A 26,593-nucleotide genomic window follows, 5' to 3' on the forward strand; every position below is an offset into this window, starting at 1 on the left:
GTCTTCGCTCCCGAGAGTCTGCAGGCGCCTAGCGCCCGCCCATGCCCGCATTGAGGGCTATACTATTGTAGATGAGCTTCTGGAGGATGATCGCGAGGACAATCCCCGGAAGCATGGAAAGGGCGGCACCCGCCATCAGGTAATTCCACTGCGTCCCCTGCTGCGTCTGGAACAGGGTGAGCCCCACCGGCAGGGTGGCATTGTCGGCTCCGGTCATGACGATCAGCGGCCAGAGAAAGTTGCTCCACTGCCCCATGAAGGTGAATAGCGACAAAAGGCCGATCGCCGGCATCGACAGCGGCACGATGATGCTGACCAGGATGCGCAGTCGCGAGGCACCGTCGATCCGTGCCGCTTCTTCGAGTTCCATCGGAATGGAAAGAAAGAACTGCCGCATCAGGAATGCGCCGAAAGTACCGAAGGCGACCGGCAGGATCACACCCGGAAAGGTGTTGACCAGGCCAAGCCTGTTGACGATCAGAAACAGCGGGATGATGAGCATCAGCGGCGGCACCATGAGCGTGCCGATATAGCCGAGCAGCAGCATCTCGCGTCCCCTGAATTTCAGCCGCGCGAAGGCATAACCCGAAAGGCAGGACACCACGACGGTGATCGCCGTGACGCAGATGGCGATGACGGCGCTGTTGAGGAAAAACCGGCCGAAGGGCAATCTGGTCCAGGCGGCAGCGAAATTGCCCCATTCGAAGACCTCTGGCAGAAGACGCACCGGTATCGCCATCACCTCTGTGTTGGAGCGCACCGCATTCGAGACCATCCAGAAGAACGGGAACAGGAAGGCAAGCGCGACCAGAAGCAGCGCGGCGTGATTGAAAATGTCGAGCGCCAGCTTTCGGCGCGCCCTGGCCTTGGACTTAAGCGTCATAGTGCACCCATTTGCGCTGGAGCCAGAATTGCAGGGCTGTCAGCGCCATGATCAGCGCGAACATCACCCAGGCGATGGCTGAGGCGTAGCCCATCTGGAAGTTCTGGAAGCCGCGCTGGTAGATGGCGTAGCCGAGCGTCGCGGTCGATGATCCCGGCCCGCCCTTGGTCATGACGTAGATCTGGTCGAAGACCTGCAACGAGGTAATTGCCGTCATCACCGTGCCGAAGAACAGGGTCGGCGAGATCAGCGGCAGCCGGATTTTCCAGAACCGGTCCCAGGCCGTCGCGCCGTCGATCCGCGCGGCCTCCAGATAGGTTGCCGGCACCATGTCGAGTGCCGCGTTGAACAGCACCGTATTGTATCCGATGCCGGCCCAGAGCGAGGTGATGATCACCGCCTGCATGGCCAGCGTCCGGTTGTTGAGCACGCCCGAAAACGGCAGCGAGAGCTGTGCCATCAGGCTGTCGAAGAGGCCGCCGCTGGTGAAGATCAACATCCAGACGATGGCAACCGCAATCAGCGGCGTGAAGGTGGGGAGAAAGAAGACCACCCGGAACCATCGCTGGCCGATCTTCAGGCTGGAGATCCATGTCGCCAATCCCAGCGATATTGTGATGTTGAGGATCAGATACTCGATCGTGAAAAACACGGTGTTGCGCATCACCGTCCAGAATTGCGGATCGGTCGTAAACAGCCGCGTATAATTGGAGAAGCCGACGAAACGCGGCGTGCCGAGCAATTGCCAGTTGGTGAAGCTCAGCGCGATCGAAGCCAGGATCGGCAGCACAAGAAACAGGAAAATGCCGATAAGGCCTGGCAACAGGAAGAGCAGGGCTGTCCATCCTTCTCCCCTGAACCATCTTCTGGAACGCGGCCTTGGTCTCGCATTGAGGTCGGTGTGTCTGGCCAGCATCATGGGCCTTTCCTTTCCGGCAAGCGGCCTGCGCCCGGGCCGATGCACTCGGCCGCAGGCCCGCCACGCGCCGAGGGTTATGGAAGCTGGCTCTGAATGTCGGAAAGCACGCCTTCAGGGGTCGAATCTCCCGTCAACGCCACCGGCACATATTGCATCACGAGGTTCTCGAACTGGTTCCATTTCTCGTTGATGCGGAAGGGGGTCGTATGGGCGAACATATACTGCAGCGTATCGCGGGTGCCGGCCACATTCTTGGCCGCTCCGTCATACCAGTATGTCTGCTGAGCTAGCCGGGCCGGTAGCGCCCGACCGGCCGACCCCAGGATTTCCGCCGCCTTCGGGCCGGTCAGCACCTGCAACGCCTTGAAGGCGGCATCCTTATGCTGGCTCGTCGCCGAAATGCCCCAGCCTGAGCCGGCGGTGATGAAGCGCGAGGGGCCGCTGCCACGCGGTAGCGGCGCAATGCCGATCTTGAAGTTGACGTTGGCCTGCGCCGTAATCAGCGTCCACGGACCATCGATATACATGGCCACATTGCCCGAAGCGAAACGGCCGCTGGCGGCCGATGCGTCTGACGCGGAAGCGAAGACCGGCGAAAGCTTGTCCTTGGCGGTGAGATCGGCATATTTGCTGAAGGCTTCGACAAAGCCTGCATTGGTCAGATCGAATTCGTTGTCGGCATTGAAGTATTCCGCGCCGAGCGCGATCGGGCCGGCAATGAAGTCGAAGGCCTGCGTTCCGTAGCCGTAGGTCCCTTCTTTGGTCAGCGCTTTAGCATCCGCCTTGAAGTCATCGAATGTCCAATCCTTAGCCGGCTCTTTCAGGCCAGCCGCCGTGAACTTGTCGCGATTGTAGAACACCATCCACGGACCAACGTCATAGGGCAGCGCATAGAGTTTGCCGTCACGGGAGAGGCCGGACATGATCGAGGTTTCGAAGTCCGCAACCTTCACGTCACTTTTCTTCACATAGTCGTCGAGCGGGTCGAGGATCGAATAGAAGTTCGGCATACGCATGGACTGCATCGAGACGATATCGGCGACCTGGCCCGATGCCGCCAGAACCGGCAGGCGTGTCCAGTACTCCGCCCAGCCGGAAAGCTGCAGCTTGACCTTGATATCGGGATATTGCTGCGTGACGAGATCGGCCAGCTGCTGCCAGAGCTGCGCATCGTTCGGTTCACCCCACATCTGCCATGTGACGGTAACCGGCGCATCCTGCGCCTTAGCGCCGATGCCGAACAGGGAACTTGCCGCCAGGGCAGCCGCAAAGATCAACGAGCGTTTCATGATGGTTCCTCCTCCTCAAGGACTATGGTTGCGATGACGGTCGTCCGTGTCCGGACACTCTCCTCCGGTTTGGTCTTGCAGTCTCCTCAGGCTGCGATCAGCGCCTCCAGATCCGCGATCATTCCGATCAGTTCCGTTCGCTGGCGCCGCCAGGCGTCGGGATCGTCTCCCGGTTCCAGAATGGCGGTCATCCGCGACAGGAAATCGGGTGGCAGCAGGTCGAGTTCGGCTGCCATGGGCAAGTTCCAGCCATCGCCCGGATAATAGGCCCGGTTGAAGGCAAAGACGGTCTGCAAAATGGCGTTGGCCAATTTCCCGGTCAGCCCCACCAGAAAGACGAGGTCACGGCGAACGACCTTGCTTTCATAGTGATAGTCCTTGGCCCAATAGCGCAGAATGTCCATGTGCTGGCGCAGAACCGAGGCCCTGAGCGCCTCGGGATATTGCGCCAATTGTCGCTTCCATCCCGCCAGCAGACCACGCGGATCGGCGATGATCTGCTGGCTGGCAAGGTCCGTCGGTAGATGATAGCCCCAGATCGTCCATTCGAAATTCTTCGGGACTGCAATGCCGGCAAGCCATGCGTCGAGATCGCTCTGCACGCCGGCATAGCGCCGCATCCACACCCCGTCCATCCGGATCCCCTCGGCCTGCCAGCCGCGCATGGCCTCCTCGAAGCGTCTCCATGAGTCGGTCTGCCTAAGGTCCGGCCCGTGATAGGCATCGGCATAGACCCGGAAGTCGAAATCCGATTGGGCATCCGACCGTCCCTTGCCGCGCGAGCCGGCCAAAGCGACGGCGCCATTGCCGTCTTCGGCCAGATCGGCGATCAACGGCGTCATTGCGGCAATGAGTTCGGCTTCGCGGCTCATGACAGCACCGACCGGAGGACGCTCAATCCTTCAGGATCAGTTCGATCACTGGAACCACCACATCGGGCTTCAGGACCGGCAATTCGAGGGTCAATATGCCCTCTCCGACGGCAACGCCGATGTTGGAATCCACCTCGGCATCCGGATCCAGCCAGTGCAGTTCACTGGCGTCGTGCAGGAACTGCGCATATTTCACCTTGCGCCCCAGTCCCTCGATATGGATATGCCGGAACGGCCAGGTCTGCACATGCAAATAGAGCCGGTTACCCTTCTGGGTAAAACGGCATCCGTTCGGCGCCTTGTACGTGGACGGTCCGGCGCCATAGATGGCGCGCCCGTTGAGCCGCATCCAGTCTCCATAGGTGTCAAGCGCGGTGATGGCGCGGGTGTCGAAGGTGCCGCGTCCGGTCGGGCCGACATTCATCAACAGGTTGCCGCCGAGCGAGACCGTGTCGATCAGGATATTGATGAGCTGGCCGGCATCCTTCCAGGTCGTCTCGTCGCGATAATAGCCCCAGGAGCCGCTGAAGGTGTGGCAGGCTTCCCAGCGCACCGGCAGCCCCGCGACGGTCGGCGCGACACGCGGCGTGTATTGTTCCGGGGTCACCAGATCGGGCATGTGATCCGCGTCGCGCGGCAGGTCGAGGCGGTCGCCGACGATAATGTCGGGCTGCAGCTCACGCACCAGCTTGATCAGGCGATCGCTTTCCCAATCGGAGCGGCCTTTGCCGGGAAGTCCCTTGTGCACGCGGCGAGGATAGCTGAAATCGAACCAGATAACGTCGATCTTGCCGAAATCGGTCAAAAGCTCGGTCACCTGATCGCGCATATATTGGGCGTAACGGGAGATGTCGCGGCCTTCATTGAGTTTGGCCGCATCGGGATGGTTGCGCTGCGGGTGATGCGTATCGATCGGGAAGTCTGGGTGGTGCCAGTCGAGCAGCGAATAATAGAACCCGACCTTGAGCCCTTCGGCCTGCAAGGCTTCGACATAGGGTCCGATCAGGTCCTTGCCGTAGGGCGTATTGGTGACCTTGTAGTCGGTGACTTTGCTGTCCCAGAGGCAGAAGCCTTCGTGGTGTTTAGCGGTCAGTACGACATATTTCATGCCGGCCGCGCGGGCGCGTCGTGCCCATTCGCGGGCGTCGTAGAGATCCGGATCGAAATTGTCGAAATACTTCTGATAGGCCTCGGTGGTGAATTCCTCTCGGTTCTTCAGCCATTCGTGCCGCGCGCCGAGCGCGTAAAGCCCGAAATGGATGAACATGCCGAAGCGGTCATGCGTAAACCACGACTTGCCATCGACCGCATCGCGGCCACCACTGATCGTTGCTGCGTTGGTCACACTATCCTCCCAAGGTTTCCAGCTTTATCGAACCGGTTCGATTAATCATTGATTCTCTCATCCCGGATGTCAAGCGTACTGTTGAAATCGTCGCCCGGCATATTGTCTGGGCGCCAGCAAATGATAGATATGTGACAGAGGATTGCTTAAAAGCGTGCCTTCAACGGGAAGGCTGAAGGCGATAGAAACGGTTCGAAAATCTGATGGCCACAATTCGCGATGTCGCCAAACTCGCTGACGTATCCGTATCGACGGTCTCGTTGGCTCTGAGCAATCCGGCTCGCGTCAGCCAGAAGACGCTTGAAAAAATCCGCCATGCCGTCGCGGCGGTCGGCTACGTTGCCGATCCGCTCGCCCAGAGCCTGGCGCGCGGACGCAGCCGCATGGTCGGCTTTGTCGTTGGCAATGTCGGCAACCCATTTTTTGGCGACATCCGGCGCGAACTGGAGAACTACGCGCTCGACCATGGCCATTTCGTGCTCGTCACCGATTCCTCCGGCAAGACGGAGCGTGAAAGGGCCATGGTCGAACACCTGATTGGCCTCAAGGCGGCAGGCTTGGCGCTTGCGCCATCGGGATATGATCAGGACTATGTCGACTTCATCGGCGGATTGAACGTGCCGGTCGTCTGCTTCGACCAGAAGGTTGCTGGCATCGAGCGCGACTTCGTGGGCTCCGACAACCACCTCGCCGGAGCGATGCTCACCGAACATCTCCTGCAGCTTGGCCACCGGCGCATCGCCTTCATTGCTGGTCCGAGCCATATGCACACGGCGACCGAACGTTATCGCGGTTTCGTGGACACCATGGCGAATGCCGGCGTCGAGGTGAATCCGAATTTCGTCGTCGACGGACAGTTCACCCGTACCGCCGGCTACGAGGCGGCAATGCGCCTGCTCGTCCAGCTCGAACGGCCCACGGCCATCCTCGGGGCCAACAACGCGGTGGCTTTGTCGGCGCTACAGGCTATGCAGGAATTGGGCTTCCGCTGCCCCGAGGACATTTCGCTGGCCATGATCGATAATGTGCAATGGAGTTCTGTCATCACCCCACGGATCACCATGGTGGTCCAGGATACGCTGGCCTTGGGGGGTATCATTGCCCGGCGCCTCATGCACCGGATCACCAGCCCACAAGCTGCCATCGAGCCACCGCAGGATTTCGTTCTCACTCCCAAATTCGTCCCCGGCAATTCCTGTCGAAGGATCTAAGGGGTCTTTTGACCGGACTATTCCAAATTACTTGGTCGGCGACTCGATGCGTTCAAGGCGGTCGCAAGGAAAAGGGCCAGCTCGAAGCTGGCCCCGATCATCATTTCTTCAATTTGGAATAGTCGAGCTTCGGCGCCTTCGAGAGATCATCCTTCGAGGTGTCGACATAAGCCTTCCAAGTGCTGTTGTCCTGTGCCAGCGCGATCGAGGATGGATCGAGAACGACATAGCTTTCGCCGATGCCGAGGAAACCGCCGACACTTGCGACAATGCCAATCACCGACTTGCCGTCCCCGATGACTACGTCGGATATTTCACCGATGGCCTCGTTTTGCTTGTTGTAGATGCCGACGCCGACCAACTTGGACGTGACGAGATCGTTATCCTGGATGTTGACATATTTTAAGGGGCCGCTTGCCGTCTTGCCCATCGTGATACCGGGGCCGGCCAGGGCGGCATCTGCACCGGTTGCAGCGGTCGTCTGAGCGAAGGCCGCGCCGCTGATGAGCGTGAGAGCCAAACCCGAAATGAGCGAACGAATTTTCATGCGATACTCCTGTAAAATGCGGCAGACGAACATGCGTGCCGTTACAAGAAGGTAACTCCTGCCAGCAAAAGACGTTCCATAACTCATTGATTTATCTTATTTTCCGGCTTCTTCGTGAGGATTGCCGACAATGCCACCTGCGCGGTAACAAAAGCTGAGCCGATATGGATGATGACCGGTGGCGGCCTTTCTCAGGCCGCCACCATTTCCCTTATGGTGTTGATAATTTTTTCGGGATCATAGGGTTTGCTGAAAAACCGCCCATCGACTGGAAGGTTCTCTTCCCGAATGGATTGGTGGCCGGACGTCACGATAATCTTGATGGGCGGCCATCGATCGCGAACGGCGAATGCCAGCTTCAGCCCGTCCATGCTGCCGGGCATATCGATATCGGTGAACAGGGCCCGGATTTCTGCGTGTTCCGCGAGGATGACAATGGCTTCATCGGCGTTTGCAGCCTCGAAGACCAGGAACCCGCCATCCTCCAGCGCACCGGCAATGTCCATCCTCATCAATGGTTCGTCCTCGACCACGAGAACGGCAATACGGGCATCGGTCATTGAGGTCTCAATTCTCTTTGGTCACCTCACTTGCGAAGCTGGTGACAGCAGGTATGAATCGGCGCGGTTCAAGACAGGCTTCAGAGCATGGGTAACGCGGCGTGCCTCGGAATTGATCCGTGCCTTTCAATTATATTGACGGTAAGCGCACCGTGACCATCGGCGGATTCAGGCAAGCCGATGGGTCACCGGCGCTTCTCTTATTGCAAGACGTCTCTATTTAACCGGAGAGAAGCGATGTAAGGATTTGCATGACCGACGAGCTGCAGCCGCCAAATGTGAATGGGAATGTACTACGGGAACTCGTTGCCGGGTTGAGCGATGGCATTATCCTGCTTGACCCGGAAGGAGGGATCTCTTGGGCAAACAGTGCGGCGCTTCAAATGCACAGGGTCTCCGCAATCGAAGAGCTTGGCGGCGATGTTGAAGGCTACCGGAAAGCCTTCAAGCTCAGATACCGCAACAACCATCCGCTGGACGAGGGCCAATATCCGATAGAGCGCCTGCTCGATGGCGAGACGGTCGAGGAGGTGACGGTCGAGATATCGCCAGTCTCCGAGCCGGATCTCGTCTGGGTTCATACAGTCCGCAGTCTGATCATCGTGGATGCCGGTGACCGACCAAATGTGCTCGCGCTCGTGATCCGGGACGACACGCCGCTCTTTGAGGCGGAGGAGCGTTTCGAACGCTCCTTTAATGCCAATCCCGCGCCTGGTTTGATTTGCCGCCTTGACGATCTTCGTTTCATTCGCGTCAATCCGGGCTTCGTAGAGATGACGAATTATACCCGGGAAGAGGTCATCGGAAAGACCGTCGATCAGATCGGCCTCTTTGCCAATTGCGATACAGGCGAGGACGCCACGGCGAAGCTCATGGAAGGAAAGATGATCCGGCAGCGGGAGGCCCTGCTTCCTCTTCCGGGCGGTGGTGATTGCCTGGTGATCGTTGCCGGCGAACCGATTGCGGTCGGTGAAGAGCCATGTATGTTGTTCACATTCGCGGATCTTGATGCGCGGAGAAAGGCGCAGAACGCACTTCGCCAGAGCGAAGAGCGGTTTTCGAAGTCATTCAGGCTCTCGCCCACGGCCGCGGCGATCTCTCGTCTCGATGATTTTGTCTTCACGGAGGTCAACGATGCTTTCGTCCAGCTCTCGGGTTATAGCCTGGAGGAGGTCGTCGGAAAGACGGCAAGCGAGTTGCACTTATGGGACAATATCGCCGCCCGGCGTGCTGTGGAAAAGAAGCTTACCGACACTGTAGCAGTTCGCGACGAAGCGATGCGGATGAAGCAAAAGGATGGAGGGATGGCGGATTGTCTCGTATCCGCCGAGCGCGTCGAAATCGGCGATCAGCAATGTGTGATCTGGTCGCTGCAGGATGTCACCGAACGCAACCGCAGCGAAGCGGAACTGGTTGAGGCGATAGAGAGTGTCATGGCCGATACCTCGTGGTTCAGCCGCTCGGTCGTCGACCGTCTCGCCACATTGCGCCAGGTTTCGAACGGCAAGGCTCCCTCGGCGCAATTGCTCGATCTCAGCGATCGTGAAAAGGAGATACTTGCCTTGATCTGTCGCGGTCAAAGCGATGCGGAGATGAGTGAAACGCTTCGTCTGTCCAAGAATACCATCCGCAACCATGTCGCATCGCTTTACGTAAAGATTGGCGTAAACCGGCGAGCCGCCGCCGTCATCTGGGCCAGGGAGCGTGGTTTCACGGGTGCCTCGGCATCGTCCAAGGGCCTTAAGTCAAAGTGACGGCTCTATACTCACGCTAGGCTCGATAAGGCCTGCATTCGCGAAATGAAGCGGATGGAGTGAGAAAAGGCTATTTCCTACTAGCATGCCTAGTATTTTCTGATCTGCAATCTGTCGTTCTGAGGCTCTAATTCTTGGATCATGGCTTCGGTCGAAAGCTCGATGCCACTTCGTTCTAGACCCCAACCAAAGGAGACGAGACGATGGACAAGAACCGTATCAAGGGCGCAGTCAAGGAAGCCGCCGGAACGATCAAGGAGACGACCGGGAAATTGACCGGCAATGATCGACTTAAGGCAGAGGGTGCCGCCGAGAAGACCGAAGGAAAGATCCAGGGTGAAATTGGCAAGGCCAAGGACGCAGTCAAAGACATTCTTCGATGAGATGACGGCCGCCTGAATTCCCGATCATGCGATCTCACGGAGGCGTCTCGATGCTCTTTCTGGCCAAGCTTTCATCGCTGACATCCATCTCGGATAGGGGCGCGACCTGTGCAGCCATCCGCTGCCTGATTGCCTATGCCGATGGGCTCGAGGGCTCAAGGATCGACGTGACCGCGACAGAAGGCGCGATCATTCTCTCTGGTGTCGTGACGACCGATCAGGCGCGTGAGACAGCAATTGCGATTGCCGGCGAATATGCCGGCAATCGCGTCGTCGATAATATCGCCATACAGGCAGATATTGCCGGTCTTTCGGCCTGCCATATCTGACGTGAAGGCTGATGAGCAACGGTCGTGCGGACAAAGACACCCAGGCTATGAAGGAAACCTCGTGAAAAGATCATCGTCGCAGTTGCGACCGTTTCCATGGCCTTGGGACCAGTCGCCAGCGCACTCCATCCCCAGCATGCTTAACCTGTAGGTATGGGGACCAGTTCGCAATGAACTTACAACGAACCCCTCTATGATATTATTTCACTAAAATACGATGCCCTCCGATTGGACTTTGGCTTTATGCGCAGAAGACCTACGCTTGCCGAGACATCAGTATGTGAGCATTGCCGGGTAATGGAGCATACGGGATGAGCCATCTGTCGACCAATGATAATGAGACGGCCGCCGAATATGTCGACATGTCCGTGAGAAGCGGGTCTCAACCCAATTTGCTCCACCATCCGCTGGCACTTCAGGACATCCTGGAAGCGTTGCCGGAGGCTGTTTACACGACCGATGCGCTCGGCCGGATCACCTTCTACAACAAGGCAGCAACCGAGATGTGGGGTGTCAGCCCCAAGCTTGGTGAGACCGAATTCTGTGGCTCCTGGAAGCTCTACTGGCCCGACGGAACGCCTCTGCCGCATGACGAATGCCCCATGGCAATCGCGCTGAAAGAGAGACGTGCCGTCAGAGGGCTTGAAGCGATTGCCGAGCGCCCGGACGGTACGCGTACCGCGTTCCTCGCATTTCCAACACCGATCTTCGATGCCGCCGGCAACCTTAGCGGTGCCGTCAATATGCTCGTCGATCTGACCGATCGCGCAAGTGTTGAAGAGGCGGCCCAACGGTTTGCGGCCATCGTCGAATCGTCCGACGACGCGATCCTCGCCAAGGACTTGAACGGTAAAATCGTCAGCTGGAACCGTGGTGCCGAGCGCCTTTACGGTTATACGGCGCACGAAGCGATCGGCCAGCCCGTCCTCATGCTTATCCCGCTTGATCGGCAGAACGAGGAGCCGGAACTCCTGGCTCGCATCCGCCGTGGCGAACGCATCGATCACTATGAAACGATCCGACGCCGGAAGGACGGCAGTCTCGTTGAGATATCGCTATCGGTCTCGCCGATCAAAAATCGCGAAGGCCGCGTCATCGGCGTGTCCAAGATCGCGCGCGATATAACCGAGCGCCGACGCGCTGAAGAGCAGCAATATCTGTTGATCAGGGAGATGGACCACCGCGTCAAAAACCTGTTCAGCCTTGCAAGCAGCGTTGTGTCTCTGAGCGCGCGAGCCGCGACGACACCTGGAGAGCTTGCCTCCGCTGTTTCGGCCCGATTGAACGCGTTGGCGCGGGCGCATGCCTTGACGGTTCCTCGCACGTCGGACGCGGCCAGTCGAAACGAGCAGGCAACCACGCTGCATGCCCTGATCCAGACGATTGTTGCGCCCTATGATATCACCACCGACAGCCGGCAATCGCGAGCCATCGTTACGGGTCCCGATATCGCCATTAGCGGCAGCGCGGTCACGAGCTTTGCATTGCTGCTGCACGAATTTGCAACCAATGCCGCGAAATATGGAGCTCTTTCCACCTCGGGCGGGCGAGTCGATATCGCATGCGTCGAGGATGCGGAGCACTTTATCCTGACATGGACCGAGAGTGGCGGTCCGCCGGTCGACCGGCAAACCGACGGTGATGGTTTTGGCAGTATCCTCGCCAAGGCGACGGTCCGCAGCCAACTCGGTGGCGAGATTTCTCGTGAATGGAGAAGCGAAGGCTTGTCGATTCGCCTCATGGTCAAGGCAGATCGTCTCGTCGCATGATCTGCGCTACCTGTTTCGGTCACGGATAGCGTCGCATTTGCGAAGAGATCTGCATGACGTCTCGTTCGGTTAGAGCGTTTCATGTTTTGACGGAAGTGTATCCGGCGTTGGAGAAATAGTTGGCGCATTCGTCTGGCTTGATGGTGCCTGCGATGGTTCTTTTTCGAGCGTGGCGCATCCAATACTTGATCTTGGCGGAGGCCTGTTCGATGGGGTTGAGATCGGGCGAATATTTCGGCAGAAACCATAGTCTGGCTCCGGCCGCCCTGATGGCATCGCGAATGGCGTCTTCAAGTGATCGTCCAGCACGGACTTGCATAGGTGTGAAGTGCTCCTTGGAGTGACCAGGGAAGGAGCCGCGAGCCAAGGCCGTAGAGCCATGCGTGAGAATTCGCCTGCGCCCAGAAGATAAATCGCGTGGAAGTCGCTCGCTCAGTCAGTCACCGAGCTTCAAGCGAAACGCTTGGACAAATGCGGTGGGTACGGCATCCTCGTCAAGCCCGAGCGGAGCAAGGTCGCCATGAGCATATGAGTAAGTTGCATTTGAGAGAAATGCGATCACTCAGCGGCTTGCCGCGCGTCAGGTCGGCGGGCAGCCGATATCAAAAGCCGCCTTGCCCGGATTGCGGTCCATTGCTGGTCGATCAGCACCCCGATCAGGATAACGCCGCCCATGACGGCGAAGTTGAGCGAGGAGGGGATGCCGAGAAGATTGACGAGGTTCTGCAGTTCCTGGAGCAGGACCGTGCCCAGGACCACACCGATCAGGGAGCCTTCGCCGCCGCGCAGCGAAAAACCGCCGAGGACCGCCGCCGCAATGGCATAAAGCTCGTAGAACTGTCCATGGCTCGCCGGTGAAATCGAGCGTGTGTACATCGCGAAATAGATCGCGGAAAGCGCCGTCAGAACGCCGCATATGACATAGGCGATCATCACCATCTTGGCTGTGCGGATGCCGGAATATTTCGCGGCTTCCTCGTTCTTGCCGATGGCATAGAGATAGCGTCCGTAAACGGAGCGATGCAGGACTACCCACATGACGGCCGCGATAATTACCAGTGCGATGAAGGTATTCGGCACGCCGTAAAATCGTCCCGCGGTCAGGAATTCCAGGGTGGGAAAGTTCTGGCCGAAGGCGAAACCAGCCGTGCCATCTGCCGTATAGAAACGCGCCGCGCCGCGATAGATCAGCAAGCCGCAAAGGGTGACGACAAAGGGCTGGAGGTTGAGCCGTGTAATGAGCCAGCCGTGGATGGCACCGAAAAAGCCGCCGAGGATCAGGATCACCGGCAGCGCGATGGGCCAGGGCATGTTCTGGACGGCGACGAAATCGATGAAGAGTACGCCCAGGAAGGCGACGAGGGAGCCAACAGAGAGCTCGATCCCGCCGGTGATGATCACAAAGGCCTGTCCGATCGACAATATTCCGAAAAGGCCGATGAGATTGGAGGTGTTGGCCAGGTTGATCGGCAGAAGGAAGCGCGGATTGATGATTGCGACGACAACGCCGACGGCGATGATCAACAGGAGCAAGCCCAGATCTTTCTTACTCATCGTATATCCATTCGATTTGGCCGCAGCCGTTAGTGTATCGCCTTGCCGACGGCCAGCAAAAGCACGTTTTCCTGACTGAACCTGTCCTTCTCGAGGATCCCAGCGATTTGCCCCTCATGCATGACCGCGATACGGTCGGAGACGCCGATGACCTCCTCCATGTCGCTTGAGATCATCAGGACCGCCACGCCGGCATCGGCGAGTTTGCGCATCAGGCCGTAGATTTCATTCTTCGCCCCGATATCGATGCCGCGCGTTGGCTCGTCGAAGATCATCACCTTCGGGTTCATCGACAGCCACTTGGCCAGAACGACCTTTTGCTGGTTGCCGCCCGAAAGTGTGCCGGTGCGGGTCGACACAGAGGGCGCCTTGATGCCGAGCCGTTTGCCCTGGATTTCGGCGGCGGCATTTTCCCGCTCGGATGAAACCATGAACCGGCGCGCGTGGGCGGGAAGATTGGGCAAGGATATGTTCTGCGAGATCGGCAGGTCCAGAAGGATGCCGTTGAGCTTGCGGTCCTCGGGGACCAGGAAGATGCCATTGGCGACCGCCTCCGTCGAAGAGGTGAGCTTTATATCCTGTCCATCGAGCACCGTGGAGCCGCCATAGCTCTTGTCGATCCCGAAGAGCACACGAGCGAGCTCAGTGCGGCCCGATCCGACGAGCCCCGCGAGCCCCAGGATCTCACCATAGTTGATCGCGAGATCGACCGGCCGGGCCGGATAGGCGGCAGTGCGGATGGCGGTGACCTGTAATGCGACATTGCCGGGCGCCCGCTGGGCTTCCGCAACGCGCGCGCTCAATACCCGACCGATCATCAGCTTTACCATCCGGTCGTGATCGATTGCGTTTTTGGGGAGCGTTCCCGCCAGCGCCCCGTCTCTGAGAACAATGACGCGGTCGGCGACGCGTTCGACTTCATGCAGGCGGTGCGAAATGAAGATGACGCTGATACCGTCCGCCTTAAGTGCTGAGATGACGGCAAGCAGTTTTTCGGTCTCGGCAAGCGGCAGACTGGATGTCGGCTCGTCGAGGATCACAAGGCGGGCGTTAATGGACAGTGCCTTTGCGATCTCGACCATTTGCTGCTGGGCAAGCGACAGCGAGGCCACCGGCGTGTCCGCCGAAAAGTTCGCACCCACGCGCTTCAACAGCGGCGCAACCATCATCCGGAGACGGCGGCGGTCGACGAGCTTTAGGGGGCCTCCGCGCAGGGGTTCGCGGCCGAGATAGATATTGGCGGCAACGTCGAGATTGTCGAACAGGTTGAGCTCTTGATGCACGAAGGCAATTCCCGACGCGATGCTGCTCTCGACGGTCAAGGCGGCATGTTCGGCTCCGTCGAGCAGAATGGTTCCGCGATCCGGCTTTACGACGCCGCCCAGGATTTTCATCAGCGTCGATTTGCCGGCGCCGTTCTCGCCGACGAGGCCGATCACTTCGCCGGGGCCGACATCCATCGAGAAGTCGTCCAGCGCAACGACGCCCGGATAGGTTTTGCCGATGCCCGTGAGGCTAAGAAACGGAGCCGTCGCTTTTGCTGATACCAATGGATCTGATCGTTGGTTCATAACGGATACAAGGCCTGCAGGGTATGCGATGCGGCTTCAATGCCGATCGCAGCTTGGCGCGCGATCAAAATACAGCAGCGCCGGATCAACCGCCGGCGCTGTCGCAGGATGATAGTCAGTTGCCGGCCATCGCTTTCAGATTTGCGGCATAGGCGTCGACGTCATCCTTGCCGATGATCTTCGTCGGGATGATGATCAGCTTTCCATCAGGAATACCCGATTTGTCGCCCTTCAGATAGGCGGCCATCAGTTTCATGCCCTGATAGGCCCACAGATAGGGCTGCTGCACGACCGTGCCGGCAATCGTACCTTCCTTGACGCCGCCGAGCGTGATCGGATCGTCGTCGAAGCCGACGACGGTGATCTGGCCAAGCTTGCCCGCTTCGCGCAGCGCCTCGTAGATGCGAGGCGTGTTGTAGGAATAGAAGCCGACCATGCAGGTGACGTCAGGGCTGGCAACAAGCGCGTCCTCGACGTTCTTCTTGGCGCGCGTCTGGTCGATATCGTCGCCACGTACGTCCGTCAGCTCGATCTTCGTGCCGGCGATACCGTCCTTCATGCCCTGGATACGCTCCTTGGCATTGTCGGCACCGAGAAGGCCGACAAAGCCGATGCACTTGCCGCCATCCGGCATGGCCTTCTTGGCGATTTCGGCGGCTTGCTTGCCGGCATCGACATTCGACGAGCCGATATAAGCAACGCGGTTTGTGTTCGGCGCATCGCTATCCGTCGTAAACAAGGCGGTTTCCGAGGCGATCTTGTTCAGGCCGTCCGTCGAGGTCTTGGGATCGACGGCGGACACCATGATGCCCTTGACGCCGGCCGAGACCAGGTCTTCCATCAGTCGCTGCTGGATCGCGACCGAGGATTGCTCGGGATATTTCAGCTCCAGGGTGAAATCCGGCAGCTCCGCCTGCGCCTTCTTGACACCGGCTTCGGCGGCCTTCCAGAAGTCGGATGCGCCATTGACGACGAATGCCAGCGTCGGCTTGTCGGCGGCGTAGGTCACCGTCGTCATTGCACAGCTCAGCATCAGCCCTGCCGCAAAGGCGGCAGCACCACGAGTTACGTATTTCATGATATTCCTCCCGTAGACCCGTTGTCGGGATCTAGTTGCAATTCGCGGCAGACCGGTCCTTCACCCCCTCCTAGGGCCTCTCGCAAGCGAGAAACGGCACGTCCAGCCACGCGAGCAACGGTATACAACTAATTTCGATTAGTAAATAGTATTACTAAAGTGGCCATGCGGCATATCATCCGGCTCGGCAGCGAACATATCGCTTTCAATCAAGATTCTGGGTGATGAGCCGCTTTGATACGTGGGTGGATCGCCATTTTCCCCCTTCGACGGTTGCCGAAATCCTCTCATTGATGCTAATGAAAATTAGCGCGCGAAAAGGGCGGTGGGGAAATGTCCGCCAGTTTCGCTTCAGGGGAGACGAGACATCGTTATGAAAAGGACAAGCGCCGCAGACGGCGAGCAAACGGCCGACGGCAATACAACGCCGAAGCGGAAGGGCCGTCGTCTGGGCAACAGGATCACGATGACGGACATAGCCAAGGCTGCCGGATGTTCGCAGGCTGCCGTCTCTTTCATTCTCAACAATACGCCGGGCATGCGCCTGTCGCAGCAGACCCGCGACAGGGTCATTGAGGTGGCCCGCCAGCTCGGCTATGTCGCGCCGGTGTTTGCCGTTCCGCCGGCGCTTGTATCCGTGTCGAAACTGGATGGCGTCATCGGCTTTGCAGTCGACCAGCTTGCCACCAGCCCGGAGGCGGTCGTTGCCATAGAAGGCGCACGCCAGGCGTCGTGGAATGCCGGAAATGTCCTGCTTGTCGCCCAGACCATGAGCGATCCGGTGATGGAACCACGCGCGATAAAAGCCCTTGCCAATAGCGGGATCTCGGCGCTGATCTATATGACGATCTTCACTCGCGAGGTAGAGCTCCCGGACTATCTCTACGATCTCAATATTCCGCTTGTCCTTCTCAATTGCTACACCTCGGACTATGCCTTTCCGGCGGTGGTCCCAAGCGAAATCGCAGGCGGCCAGACCGCTACCCGGCATCTGATCGCCCATGGCCATCATCGGATTGCGACGATCACCGGTGAGCCGTGGATGCAAGCGGCCCAGGACCGGTTGACGGGCTATCGCCGTGCCCTGGCAACGGCCGATATTCCGTTCGACCCGGAGCTGGTCATCGAGGGCGACTGGTCGGCGAGCGCTGGTTATTCTGCGACAATGAAATTGCTTTCGCTTGCTGAACGCCCAACGGCAATCTTCTGCCAGAACGACCGCACAGCCATCGGGTGTTACGAAGCTCTGAAGGAGGCCGGACTGCACATTCCGGAGGATATGTCGGTGGTGGGCTACGACGACGAGGACATTTCCCGTCATCTCGTGCCTCCTCTGACCACCTCTGTCCTTCCACACATGGCGATGGGCCAATGGGCGATCGAACATCTCGATACCACGACCTTGCCACGGGAACGCCGCTACCAGATTACCAAACTGGAATGCTCGCTCGTCAAACGGGCGTCCGTCGCCGCTCCCGCCGGGGCGCATGCGATTGCAGGTGCAACGGCAGGCCTTCGCAGGGCGCGCAAGATCTGATGAGATGGCAGCTCGCCTCCATTGGAAAGGCGCTGTTTTTCCTGATCGACTGGCATGAATTTTTTCATGTCAGTCGACAGTTGGCGACGATGTAAATCCGGCAGGGCCGTTCCGATGGAGTGATGACGTGGATGGCATCCTCATCCGGCTTTCATCAGTGCGCGGGTGCTGGCTCTGCTTCAGGCGCATCCTGCTTGCGGTGGTCGGCAGCCAGCAGCATGTAGACGGCAGGCACCACGAAGAGCGTGAACAGCGTGCCGATAGCCAGCCCCGTCGCAATCACCAGACCCATATTGTATCGGGAAGCAGCACCTGCACCGGTCGCCAGGATCAGCGGTATGACGCCCAGAACCATGGCGCCGGTCGTCATCAGGATCGGACGCAGTCGGATGCCGCATGCGCCTTCAATCGCCTCGCGTTTGGATTTCCCCTGAGCCTGCAGCGTGTTCGCCACTTCGACGATCAGGATGCCGTGCTTGCTGATCAGCCCCATCAGCGTCACCAATCCTACCTGCGTATAGATGTTCATCGTCGCGCCGCCGATGCCAAGGCTGATGAAGGCGAGCGCGCCTGCGATCGACATCGGCACCGAGACGAGGATGATGAACGGGTCGCGGAAGCTGTTGAACTGAGCCGACAGCGCCAGAAAGACGATGATCAGTGCGAGAGCGAAGGTGGTGGCCATGCCGCTCGATTCCTGCACGAACTGGCGGGACTGGCCGCCATAATCCACCGTGTAGCCCTGTGGCAGTGTGCGCGCCGCGATCGACTTGAGGGTTTCAAGAGCATCGCCAACGGCGACGCCCGGTGCCGGCACGCCCGAGATGGTGGCGGAGTTCAACTGCTGGAAATGCGCGACCGAGCGTGGGGTTGCCTGGAGTTTCGCCGTAGCGATTGCCGAAAGGGGGATCTTCGAACCGTTCACGTTTGCGATCGGATAATTCATGATCTGGTCGATGGTTTGACGCGAACGCTGCTCCACCTGAGGGATGACCTGGTAGGAGCGGTTGTCGATACTGAAATAATTGACGTAGCCACCGCCCAGCATGGAGGAGAGCGCTGCACCAACCGTGTTCATGGATAGCCCAAGCGCCGATGCTTTGCTGCGGTCGATCTGGATCGAATATTGCGGATTGTCTACGTAGAGATCCTTTGTCAGGAAGATAAACTGACCGGATTTCTGCGCTTCCTGCAGGAAGATGCTGGACACTTCGTTGAGTTGCTCGAAGCCGCTGGTGCTGCCGATGGCGAACTGCACCGGCAAGCCGCTGGCGCCGGGTAGCGGCGGTATCTGGAAGACCACTGCCTGTCCGCCGGCAATTTTTGCCATGTCGCCCTGTACCAGTGGCTGCAGTTGGTCGGCCGTTCTCGTGCGTTGATCCCATGGTTTCAGCACCATACCCTCGAACGACGTACCTGGCGCCTCGACCTGCAGGGTCTTGTCAGTCTCCGGGAAGCTTTTGAAGATCTTGGTGACCTGGTCAGAATTGAGCAGTTTCTGTTGAAGCGTCGCGTTGGGAGCGTTGGTCACCTGCGCGCCGAGGAAGCCCTGATCCTCGTTAGGGGCCAGTTCGTTCTTGGCACTGGAATAGAGGAAATAGATGCTGCCCAGAACGATGGCGGCGAACAGCAATGTCACCGGTACCGTGTTCAAGCTGCCGTGCAGCATGCGCGTATAGGGTCGATGAATCTCCGAGAAGCGGCGGTCGATGAAATCCGAGACACGCTCTTCCCAGCCGCTGCGGTCGGTCAGATGCGGCTTCAGGATGCGCGAGCACATCATCGGCGTCAGCGTCAGCGCGACGATCATGGAGACGGTCACGGCACCGACGAGCGTAAAGGCGAATTCCGTGAAAAGGGCACCCGTCAGGCCGCCCTGGAAGCCGATCGGCACATAGACGGCGATCAGCACCACGGTCATGGCCAGGATCGGCCCGACCAGCTCGTGCGCCGCGTCCAGCGCTGCTCGCATCGGTGTCGCGCCTTCCTCGATATGGCGGTTGACGTTCTCCACCACGATGATGGCGTCGTCGACCACAAGACCGATGGCCAGCACCAAGGCGAGCAATGTCAGAAGGTTTATCGAGAAGCCGAAGACCAGCATCATTGCAAACGTGCCGACCAGCGACAGCGGTATGGCGATGATGGGAATGGCGACCGAACGCGGCGAACCGAGAAATGCAAATACCACGAAAATGACGATGACCAAGGCTTCGAGCAGGCTTTTCACGACCTCATCGATCGAGGTGGTGACGAAGACGCTGGAGTCATAGACGATATAGCCCTCGAGCCCCTGCGGAAGTTGCTCCTGGATGCTCGGAAACACCGCACGCACGCCTGCGATCACATCGAGCAGATTGGCCGTCGGCGCGATCTGGATACCCATGAACACGCCATCCTGCCCATCGAATCCGATCTGGACATCGGGGTTCTGAGATCCGAGCGCGACGGTGGCGACATCCTTCAGGCGAACGATCGAGGTGCCGATCTGCCTGACCACCATCTCGTTGAATTCGTCGACCGAATGCAGGTCGGTCCGTGCGGTGAGCACCGTCTGCGTCATCTGGCCGCGCGTTGTACCGATGCCGGAGATATAGTTATTGGCTGCAAGTGCGGTGCCGACATCGCCAGCCGTCAGCCCGTAGGCGGCGAGCTTGTCTGGCTGCAGCCACGCTCTCAATGCAAAGGTTCGCGCGCCGAGGATTTCGGCCGTTTGAACACCGTTGACCGCCTGCAATTTAGGCTGGACCACACGCGTCAGATAGTCGGTGATCTGGTTGCTGGCCAGGACATCGCTGCGGAAGCCGATATACATCGCATCGATCGACTGGCCGATGGAGACCGACATGATCGGCTGCTGCGTGCCCGTCGGCAGCTGATTGAGAACAGAGGATACCTTGGCGTTGATTTCCGTCATTGCCGCGTCGGCGCTATAATTGAGGCGCAGGTTGACGGTGATGACAGACGTACCGCTGGTGCTCGTCGAGGTCATGTAATCGATGCCGTTGGACTGGGCGATGGCGTTTTCGAGCGGCGTCGTGATGAAGCCGGCGATCACGTCCGGTGCGGCGCCCGGATAGGTGGTCGTCACCGTAACGACGGCATTCTGGGTCTGTGGATATTGGCGCACGGTCAGCGTACGGAACGACTGGTAGCCGATCACGATAATCAACGCGCTTACCACCAGGGCAAGAACGGGGCGCCGGATGAAGATGTCGGTAATATTCATCGTCACGCCTCAGTTGGGATTTGCGGGATTAGCATTCGGGTCGTTCGACGGCTGCACGTCGTTGTTGATAATAACAGGCGAGCCATTGCTCAGTTTGAGCTGGCCGGAGGTCACCACGACGTCACCCGCGTTCACCCCCTTGGTCACCGCGATCTGATCGCCACGCGCCTGCCCCGTCGAGACGAATTTCTGATTGGCGACGAGCTGCGGCTTTCCATCCGGCCCTTTGCCCTTGTCGGTCACGATATAAACGACATTGCCATAGGGATTGATGGTGACGGCCGTCTGCGGCAGGGAGATATAGTTTTGCGGCTCGCCGGTCACCACGGAAACACTGCCGAACATACCGGGCAAAAGCTTGCGATCATGATTGTCGAACGTCGCTCGAATGGTGATGTTGCGGCTCTGACTATCGACCAGAGGGCTGATAGCCGTGATCTTGCCATCAAAGGTCTGAGTGCCATAGGCGTCGACCGTTGCCGTCACCGCCTGTCCGACTTTCAGCTGCGATAGCGCCTGTTGCGGCATCGAGAAATCAAACTGGATCGGGTCGAGCGACTGCAAGGTCACGACGGCCGTTCCCGCCGATAGATATTGGCCAAGGCTGACGAGCTTGATGCCGAGATGCCCATCGAAGGGCGCACGTATGGAATATTGATCGATCAATGCCTGTTGCGACGCGGCCTGCGCCTGCGCGGATTTCAAGTTGGCGAGATCACTGTCGACCTGGCTCTGCGCGATCGTATTGGCCTTGATCAGCTTGGAATCGCGGTCATAGGCGATCTGGGCATTCGCAGCCGACGCCTGGTATTGCTGCAGCGTTGCAATCTGCTGATCGGCGAGCAGTTGCACGATCAGATCACCCTTCTTGACGTCCTGACCATCCTCGAAGCCAATCTTCTGGACGATACCCGAAACCTGCGCCGAAAGGTTGGCACCCTCGACGGCATTGAAGCTGCCTATCGATTGCAGCGTCGTCTGCCATGGGCTCATTGCCGCCGGAATTGTCGAGACGGTCTGCGGCGGTGCCTTGAGGTTAGCCAGATAAGCCGCGATCATGCGGTTCTTGAATGCCTGAAAGCCGAAGATCCCGCCCAGGATCAGGCCTATGACGATCAGCATGATCACCATGCGTTTTATCATGATTGCAGACTCTACTCTTCAGGGATTGGTTGGTATGAGGTCTGATTGACATCGGCTGTAGTGCGTTTCACGGAGAATGCCTCTCGGCCGGCGCGGTCACGAGCACATCGCCAGCTGCATTCACAGCCTGCATGACAATCGATAGGGATCGGTGAGGTAGATTAGGCAAACGCCTGTGCTTTGAAAGGCACCGTGGAACAACATCTCCGACCCGCTGAAGGCGATATCGGCTCCACCATGATCGAAGCAGGTCGCATCGATGCCGACCATCGTCAAGCAAACCGGACCAGTCACGCGTCATGGGCGGGCCTTTGTTCTTGATTGAGCACGAGTTATTACGCTCGGATATACGATAACTGATTTATTGCGTTCGAACCATATCGAAGAAGTCTAAAATAATGGTAATGCGAGATCGAAGGCATCACCGACCTACATTGCACCATGTGATCCGGCATTACCCTGCGCTACATCGACGCGCATTTGCCCGAATCCGGTCTCACATTTGATCGGATTTGCCGGTTGGATATAAATCGACATGTCGACGTTTACAGACGAAGGGCAGTCCATGCGCCGCATCTTCATCACAGGTTCCTCCGACGGTCTTGGCCTTGCCGCGGCACGAACCCTTTTGAACGAGGGCCATGAGGTGGTGTTACACGCGCGGTCTGGGGAACGCGCATCAGCGATTGCGGATCTGGTGCCAAGAGCCCTTGATGTGGTCATCGGAGATTTGAGCAGCGCCGCGGAAACCCGGTCGATTGCGGAGCAGGTCAATGCGATTGGAAGGATGGATGCCGTGATCCACAATGCCGGCATCTATCTTGAGAAGAGTCGTGGCGGCACGCCCGACGGCCATGCGAAAATACTGGCGGTGAACACGCTTGCGCCCTACATGCTGACGGCATTGATCGAGCGGCCAGACCGGCTGATCTATCTCAGCAGCGGCATGCATCGCAGCGGCACCGCTTCGCTCGAGGATGTCGACTGGAAGGCGCGGCCGTGGAATGCGAGCCAGGCCTATTCGGACAGCAAGCTCTATGTGGCGACGATGGCAGCGGTCGTCGCCCGGCATTGGTCTGATGTCGTCAGCAGTTCGGTCGATCCCGGGTGGGTGCCGACGAAGATGGGCGGCGGCGGAGCGCCCGACGACCTCGAGATGGGTCATCAGACGCAGACGTGGCTTGCTGTCAGCGATGATGAGGCGGCAAGAATGAGCGGCTGTTACTGGTATCACCGGCAACAGCGCCGGCCCGCGGCCGAAGTCGACGATCCAGCGTTTCAGCAGAGGCTGATAGACAGGCTTGCCGAACTCACGGGCATCGTCCTTTTCGAACGGCGCTCGCAGGCCTGAACGTCGCCAACGATCCAACCCACCGACACGACGTCAGACGGCTGAACCGAACTCAGAGAAGGGCTCGATTGTATTAGACCGTGGGCGGCCGATTCTAAAACCCAACGAAGATGCCGCGAAACCAAAGTGGGTTCGCATCCCTTCGGGCGATGGGGATGGTTTAGCCTGCCTGCACACGGAAACAGGCTAAATCCTCGGCTAATTCTTCAGCTGATACGATCAGAGTACGCTGACGTTTTCGGCTTTCGACTTTCCGGTCTTGCGATCCTGGCCCAGCTCGTAGCTGACCTTCTCGCCTTCTCTGAGCGAGCCGCCCCGCTGCAAGGCAGACACGTGAACGAACACATCAGTTCCCCCATTTTCAGGGGTAATGAAGCCAAATCCCTTGTCTTCATTGAAAAATTTAACGGTACCTGTAGGCATGACATTTCCTCTTCAATTGTGCGGCGAGCTTGACTCGCTCATCGAACTTATAGTTTGCATGTTTCGTTATTAACAGACGGCAATTTCTCTTTAGTTCGAGATTCGCCGGGAATTTCGGCCACAGCGATAGAATCTGGGAGCCGAGTTGACTGCCGGAGCGCTTGAATTGTGGGGCCGACGGTTCAAAACGAGATCCGCCGCTGTCCGGAGGCCGGGTTGGCCCTTCGATCACATCATCGCCTAAGAAACGCTCATCTCTTGCGGGATATGCAGGACCAATGCGCGGGATGCATGGGTGGGATGAGGGATTGGCACTGTTTTAAACCGATTGAAATAGCTATGTTACAACCATCGAAACGACGCCGGAGCCGAGCAAGGTTGCTGACGTCATCAAGCCCTCAGGAAAGGGGATTATCATGAACGTAGCACGCTCTTTCAACAATTGGCGCAAGTTCCGTCAGACCGTCAACGAACTCGGCCGCATGTCCAGCCGTGAACTGCAGGACCTCGGCATCGATCGCGCCGACATCCGCAGCGTTGCCCGCGCATCGGTCGCACGCTAACCGCACAGCATCCAGTCTCCAGGACTGCTCGACGCCCGCTGATGACGCGGGCGTTTCTGCGTCGGGATCCCAGTGTGAGGATCGGTTTGATCCTTGCTCGATCGCCAGTCTTTCCGATCTGTATTTCTTGCATAGCTGCAGTGCAGCATAAGGCATAGGAATCGTCCGTGGTCGGTGTATGGTCACAGCCATCGAAGCAATGCACCTCCTCCCGCAGAGCTTCGGAGATCAGACGGCCCACTCCTCCTCCCAGGGACGTCTGTAGGAACAGCGACACTCCTCCTCCCAGTCGCTGTTCGGTTCTTTTCGAAAAGCCTGCCGCACCTCCTCCCGCGGCAGGCTTTTTCGTTTCTGGGGACATTTCGGGCAGTCAGCAGCTGGTACGTGCCCATCGCCGTCATCGGCATGGACAGTCTCACGGCTTGCTAATGATTGTGCTGGCGCTTGCTCGATCTGCCGGCGGCCACTGTATCGATGATACCAACGCGATGCCACCGCCAGGGAAGTATCCGCGATTTACCGGTAGATGTGCGACGCGGCGCTGGCTTCAGCCTTCGACGCCAAATCTCTCGACATTGAACGTGTCCTCCGCAATCTCTGAAGCATTGTTCCCGGTGCCGGCTGTATCTGGCTCCAGAGGGAGCGCTGTGCTGACCAGACTGGGGAGCGTCATTTCGATCGCGGTGCCTGGAGGTTGCAAGGCCCATGCGACGAGCGCCCTGGTGTTCATGGCGCCGACACCGGCAGACACGGCCTGCGGGGCGGAGGCCGCCATAGGCTGCATTGTCGCCATGTCACGATTCATCGAATCTTGGGGCTGGTCCGCAACGAGCAATTTGCCAGTTGGGCTTCGGCCCACCACCAGGCTTGCCAAGACCGGGGGAACGGCTTGAACTTTGGTGGGCACGATCGCCTTGGCGTCGCTGCGGCCGTCCGGTCGCAGTGCCGGCAGCGGAACCACATAGGAGGCGAGATCAGCGAAGGGTCGGATTTTGCTGTCTTGCGCTACCTGTTTGCCGAGTTGAAGCTCCAGTCCGTTTGCGGCCCGCTTCTGAGGCGTAGGCAACAGGGCGGTGACGAGACTTCCGGTGGCCACGGGGTCCACGGATATCGTCGGGGATCCCGCATCATCGTCGTCATCCGCAATGCCGGCGATCTTGCTATCCGTCATGCGCAGGCGTTTCTTGGATTGCGCGACTGCCAGCTCATAACCCGGCAGCGGCGTGCCATCTGCCGGCAAATGCAGAGTCCGTCCGGTTGGAAAGAGCCGTGCCAGTTCCTGGCGCGACATTCTCGGCCATGCACGGACATTGCCGACATCCAGATGCACAAACGGCGATCCCGAGTTCGGGTAGAAGCCAACGCCGCCGATCTGCATCTGCATGGCGACCGCCCGCAGGGTCGCGAGCTTCACGCCCGGTATATAGAAGTCCATCGCCTTGCCGAGTGTGTGCTGGCTGTGCTTTGCAACGCCTGAACTCCGCGACCGGCCTCGCAGCATGTTGTTGGTGGATGGCGAACGGTAGGCCGAGACCACGTGTATGGCCTCCTTCGCGCCGCTGCGGCGGTAGACTTCCCAGACCAGGTCGAGCAATTCCGGATCGATCCGGGTCGGCTCGTTCTTTCGCCAATCGCGCAGGAAACGATTGATCTGCGCCAGGCCTTTCGGGTCGAACTTGCCGCCCCGCTTGAAGACGATGGTCGCTTTTTCTCCCGTATGCGTGAAGAAGAGCTTGAGTGCCCGGTCATCGGCCGCCGCCTGTGCGGATCCCGCCAGGGTGGCTAGCACCAGCATTGCGATCAGCACCACTCGCTGAGCGGCGAATGACAAAAGCATGGCTAACGTTGTTGCCGGGATGGAGAGGATCGCTTGGTGCACGGATACGACTTTCGTCTTTGGTAAAAGACATTGGATATCGGGGGCGCCGCACCTGCGGCGTCGCTTCGTCTCTAATTATGGTCAACAGATCCCTAACAGACGGTTTATGAGGTAATCGCAAAGTTTGGCTGCCCAGTGTGCGTTGCCGAGGAGGCCGAACGGCCCTGTCCGGATGCTGTCCCAGATTGTGCGGTGCAGGAGAGCGAAAGGCCCGGAAGCGGCGGCAATTCCGGACCGAGGTGATCAGCGGAAGCAGCGATTATCGTCTCGGTTTGACCGCTACCGCTGCCGAACGGTCCTCGCGGCGCGGGACTAAATCTTTGCTGTACATAACGATTCGCAATTATCTGCTCCAAGCCAGGCTCTCAAATCAAACCATCTCACAACGTGCTCACGTCCTATTG

Annotated in this window: 22 protein-coding genes and 1 pseudogene; 8 read left to right on the forward strand and 15 right to left on the reverse strand. The window is 58.7% G+C overall.

Features of this window, described 5'->3' with window-relative positions; all coding sequences use genetic code 11:
• Positions 1–28 precede the first annotated feature (28 nt).
• From AB6803_RS17935 to AB6803_RS17955, 5 genes are all read right to left on the reverse strand, one after another.
• The gene (locus tag AB6803_RS17935; RefSeq protein ID WP_371110155.1) at positions 29–883 is read right to left on the reverse strand and encodes a carbohydrate ABC transporter permease; all 855 of its coding nucleotides are present in this window, start codon (positions 881–883) and stop codon (positions 29–31) included.
• Positions 873–1,799: a carbohydrate ABC transporter permease gene (locus tag AB6803_RS17940; RefSeq protein ID WP_371110260.1), complete on the reverse strand. Its 927-nt coding sequence runs from the start codon at positions 1,797–1,799 to the stop codon at positions 873–875. The genes AB6803_RS17935 and AB6803_RS17940 overlap by 11 nt, the downstream gene beginning before the upstream one ends.
• Before the next feature lie 77 nt (positions 1,800–1,876).
• Positions 1,877–3,091 (reverse strand): sugar ABC transporter substrate-binding protein, encoded by a 1,215-nt coding sequence (locus AB6803_RS17945; protein ID WP_371110156.1) that lies wholly within the window; start codon positions 3,089–3,091, stop codon positions 1,877–1,879.
• Between the two features lie 86 nt (positions 3,092–3,177).
• Positions 3,178–3,963 (reverse strand): DUF4037 domain-containing protein, encoded by a 786-nt coding sequence (locus AB6803_RS17950; RefSeq protein ID WP_371110157.1) that lies wholly within the window; start codon positions 3,961–3,963, stop codon positions 3,178–3,180.
• A gap of 22 nt (positions 3,964–3,985) precedes the next feature.
• Positions 3,986–5,308 (reverse strand): alpha-L-fucosidase, encoded by a 1,323-nt coding sequence (locus tag AB6803_RS17955; protein WP_371110158.1) that lies wholly within the window; start codon positions 5,306–5,308, stop codon positions 3,986–3,988.
• 203 nt (positions 5,309–5,511) lie between these two features.
• Here AB6803_RS17955 and AB6803_RS17960 point away from each other — a divergent pair, with 203 nt between their 5' ends.
• A complete protein-coding gene (locus tag AB6803_RS17960) occupies positions 5,512–6,519 on the forward strand; it encodes a LacI family DNA-binding transcriptional regulator (RefSeq protein ID WP_371110159.1) in 1,008 nt (335 codons plus the stop codon).
• Between the two features lie 100 nt (positions 6,520–6,619).
• Here AB6803_RS17960 and AB6803_RS17965 read toward each other — a convergent pair whose 3' ends face one another.
• Both AB6803_RS17965 and AB6803_RS17970 read right to left on the reverse strand, forming a co-directional pair.
• Positions 6,620–7,066, reverse strand: a complete 447-nt coding sequence (locus tag AB6803_RS17965; protein WP_371110160.1) for a PRC-barrel domain-containing protein — start codon at positions 7,064–7,066, stop codon at positions 6,620–6,622.
• 191 nt (positions 7,067–7,257) lie between these two features.
• On the reverse strand, positions 7,258–7,626 hold the full coding sequence (locus AB6803_RS17970) for a response regulator (RefSeq protein WP_371110161.1): 369 nt from the start codon (positions 7,624–7,626) through the stop codon (positions 7,258–7,260).
• Between the two features lie 251 nt (positions 7,627–7,877).
• On the opposite strand from AB6803_RS17970, the gene AB6803_RS17975 reads away from it, so the two are divergent.
• The 4 genes from AB6803_RS17975 to AB6803_RS17990 all read left to right on the forward strand — a co-directional run bounded on the left by AB6803_RS17975 (position 7,878) and on the right by AB6803_RS17990 (position 11,861).
• A complete protein-coding gene (locus AB6803_RS17975; protein WP_371110162.1) occupies positions 7,878–9,380 on the forward strand; it encodes a PAS domain S-box protein in 1,503 nt (500 codons plus the stop codon).
• Positions 9,381–9,583: 203 nt separating this feature from the next.
• Complete coding sequence (locus tag AB6803_RS17980; protein ID WP_371110163.1) at positions 9,584–9,763, forward strand: CsbD family protein; 180 nt, start codon at positions 9,584–9,586, stop codon at positions 9,761–9,763.
• 50 nt (positions 9,764–9,813) lie between these two features.
• Positions 9,814–10,092, forward strand: coding sequence for a BON domain-containing protein (locus AB6803_RS17985; RefSeq protein WP_371110164.1), 279 nt, complete (start codon positions 9,814–9,816; stop codon positions 10,090–10,092).
• Between the two features lie 311 nt (positions 10,093–10,403).
• Positions 10,404–11,861: a PAS domain S-box protein gene (locus AB6803_RS17990; RefSeq protein WP_371110165.1), complete on the forward strand. Its 1,458-nt coding sequence runs from the start codon at positions 10,404–10,406 to the stop codon at positions 11,859–11,861.
• Between the two features lie 79 nt (positions 11,862–11,940).
• Here the strand turns inward: AB6803_RS17990 and AB6803_RS17995 are convergent.
• The 4 genes and pseudogenes from AB6803_RS17995 to AB6803_RS18010 all read right to left on the reverse strand — a co-directional run.
• Positions 11,941–12,147 (reverse strand): annotated as a pseudogene (locus AB6803_RS17995) (transposase); the annotation flags it as partial.
• Between the two features lie 272 nt (positions 12,148–12,419).
• Complete coding sequence (locus tag AB6803_RS18000) at positions 12,420–13,415, reverse strand: ABC transporter permease (RefSeq protein WP_371110166.1); 996 nt, start codon at positions 13,413–13,415, stop codon at positions 12,420–12,422.
• A gap of 29 nt (positions 13,416–13,444) precedes the next feature.
• Positions 13,445–14,986, reverse strand: a complete 1,542-nt coding sequence (locus AB6803_RS18005) for a sugar ABC transporter ATP-binding protein (protein ID WP_371110167.1) — start codon at positions 14,984–14,986, stop codon at positions 13,445–13,447.
• 115 nt (positions 14,987–15,101) lie between these two features.
• Complete coding sequence (locus AB6803_RS18010; protein ID WP_371110168.1) at positions 15,102–16,064, reverse strand: sugar-binding protein; 963 nt, start codon at positions 16,062–16,064, stop codon at positions 15,102–15,104.
• 466 nt (positions 16,065–16,530) lie between these two features.
• Here AB6803_RS18010 and AB6803_RS18015 point away from each other — a divergent pair, with 466 nt between their 5' ends.
• Entirely contained in the window at positions 16,531–17,601 is a 1,071-nt protein-coding gene (locus tag AB6803_RS18015; RefSeq protein WP_371110261.1) for a LacI family DNA-binding transcriptional regulator, read from the forward strand.
• A 154-nt stretch (positions 17,602–17,755) separates the two neighbouring features.
• Here AB6803_RS18015 and AB6803_RS18020 read toward each other — a convergent pair whose 3' ends face one another.
• Both AB6803_RS18020 and AB6803_RS18025 read right to left on the reverse strand, forming a co-directional pair.
• On the reverse strand, positions 17,756–20,830 hold the full coding sequence (locus tag AB6803_RS18020) for an efflux RND transporter permease subunit (RefSeq protein ID WP_371110169.1): 3,075 nt from the start codon (positions 20,828–20,830) through the stop codon (positions 17,756–17,758).
• A gap of 9 nt (positions 20,831–20,839) precedes the next feature.
• Complete coding sequence (locus AB6803_RS18025; protein WP_371110170.1) at positions 20,840–21,973, reverse strand: efflux RND transporter periplasmic adaptor subunit; 1,134 nt, start codon at positions 21,971–21,973, stop codon at positions 20,840–20,842.
• A 565-nt stretch (positions 21,974–22,538) separates the two neighbouring features.
• On the opposite strand from AB6803_RS18025, the gene AB6803_RS18030 reads away from it, so the two are divergent.
• Positions 22,539–23,324 carry an SDR family NAD(P)-dependent oxidoreductase gene (locus AB6803_RS18030; RefSeq protein WP_371110262.1) on the forward strand — a complete coding sequence of 262 codons (786 nt, stop codon included), beginning with the start codon at positions 22,539–22,541 and terminating at the stop codon, positions 23,322–23,324.
• Positions 23,325–23,543: 219 nt separating this feature from the next.
• On the opposite strand, the gene AB6803_RS18035 is transcribed toward AB6803_RS18030, so the two are convergent.
• The gene (locus AB6803_RS18035; RefSeq protein WP_007693942.1) at positions 23,544–23,747 is read right to left on the reverse strand and encodes a cold-shock protein; all 204 of its coding nucleotides are present in this window, start codon (positions 23,745–23,747) and stop codon (positions 23,544–23,546) included.
• A 416-nt stretch (positions 23,748–24,163) separates the two neighbouring features.
• On the opposite strand from AB6803_RS18035, the gene AB6803_RS18040 reads away from it, so the two are divergent.
• Positions 24,164–24,310: a DUF1127 domain-containing protein gene (locus AB6803_RS18040; protein ID WP_007690640.1), complete on the forward strand. Its 147-nt coding sequence runs from the start codon at positions 24,164–24,166 to the stop codon at positions 24,308–24,310.
• A 547-nt stretch (positions 24,311–24,857) separates the two neighbouring features.
• On the opposite strand, the gene AB6803_RS18045 is transcribed toward AB6803_RS18040, so the two are convergent.
• Positions 24,858–26,147 carry a DUF882 domain-containing protein gene (locus tag AB6803_RS18045; RefSeq protein ID WP_371110263.1) on the reverse strand — a complete coding sequence of 430 codons (1,290 nt, stop codon included), beginning with the start codon at positions 26,145–26,147 and terminating at the stop codon, positions 24,858–24,860.
• Positions 26,148–26,593: the final 446 nt, after the last annotated feature.

Source organism: Rhizobium sp. RCC_161_2 (genome assembly GCF_041355235.1).
Taxonomy (GTDB): domain Bacteria; phylum Pseudomonadota; class Alphaproteobacteria; order Rhizobiales; family Rhizobiaceae; genus Rhizobium.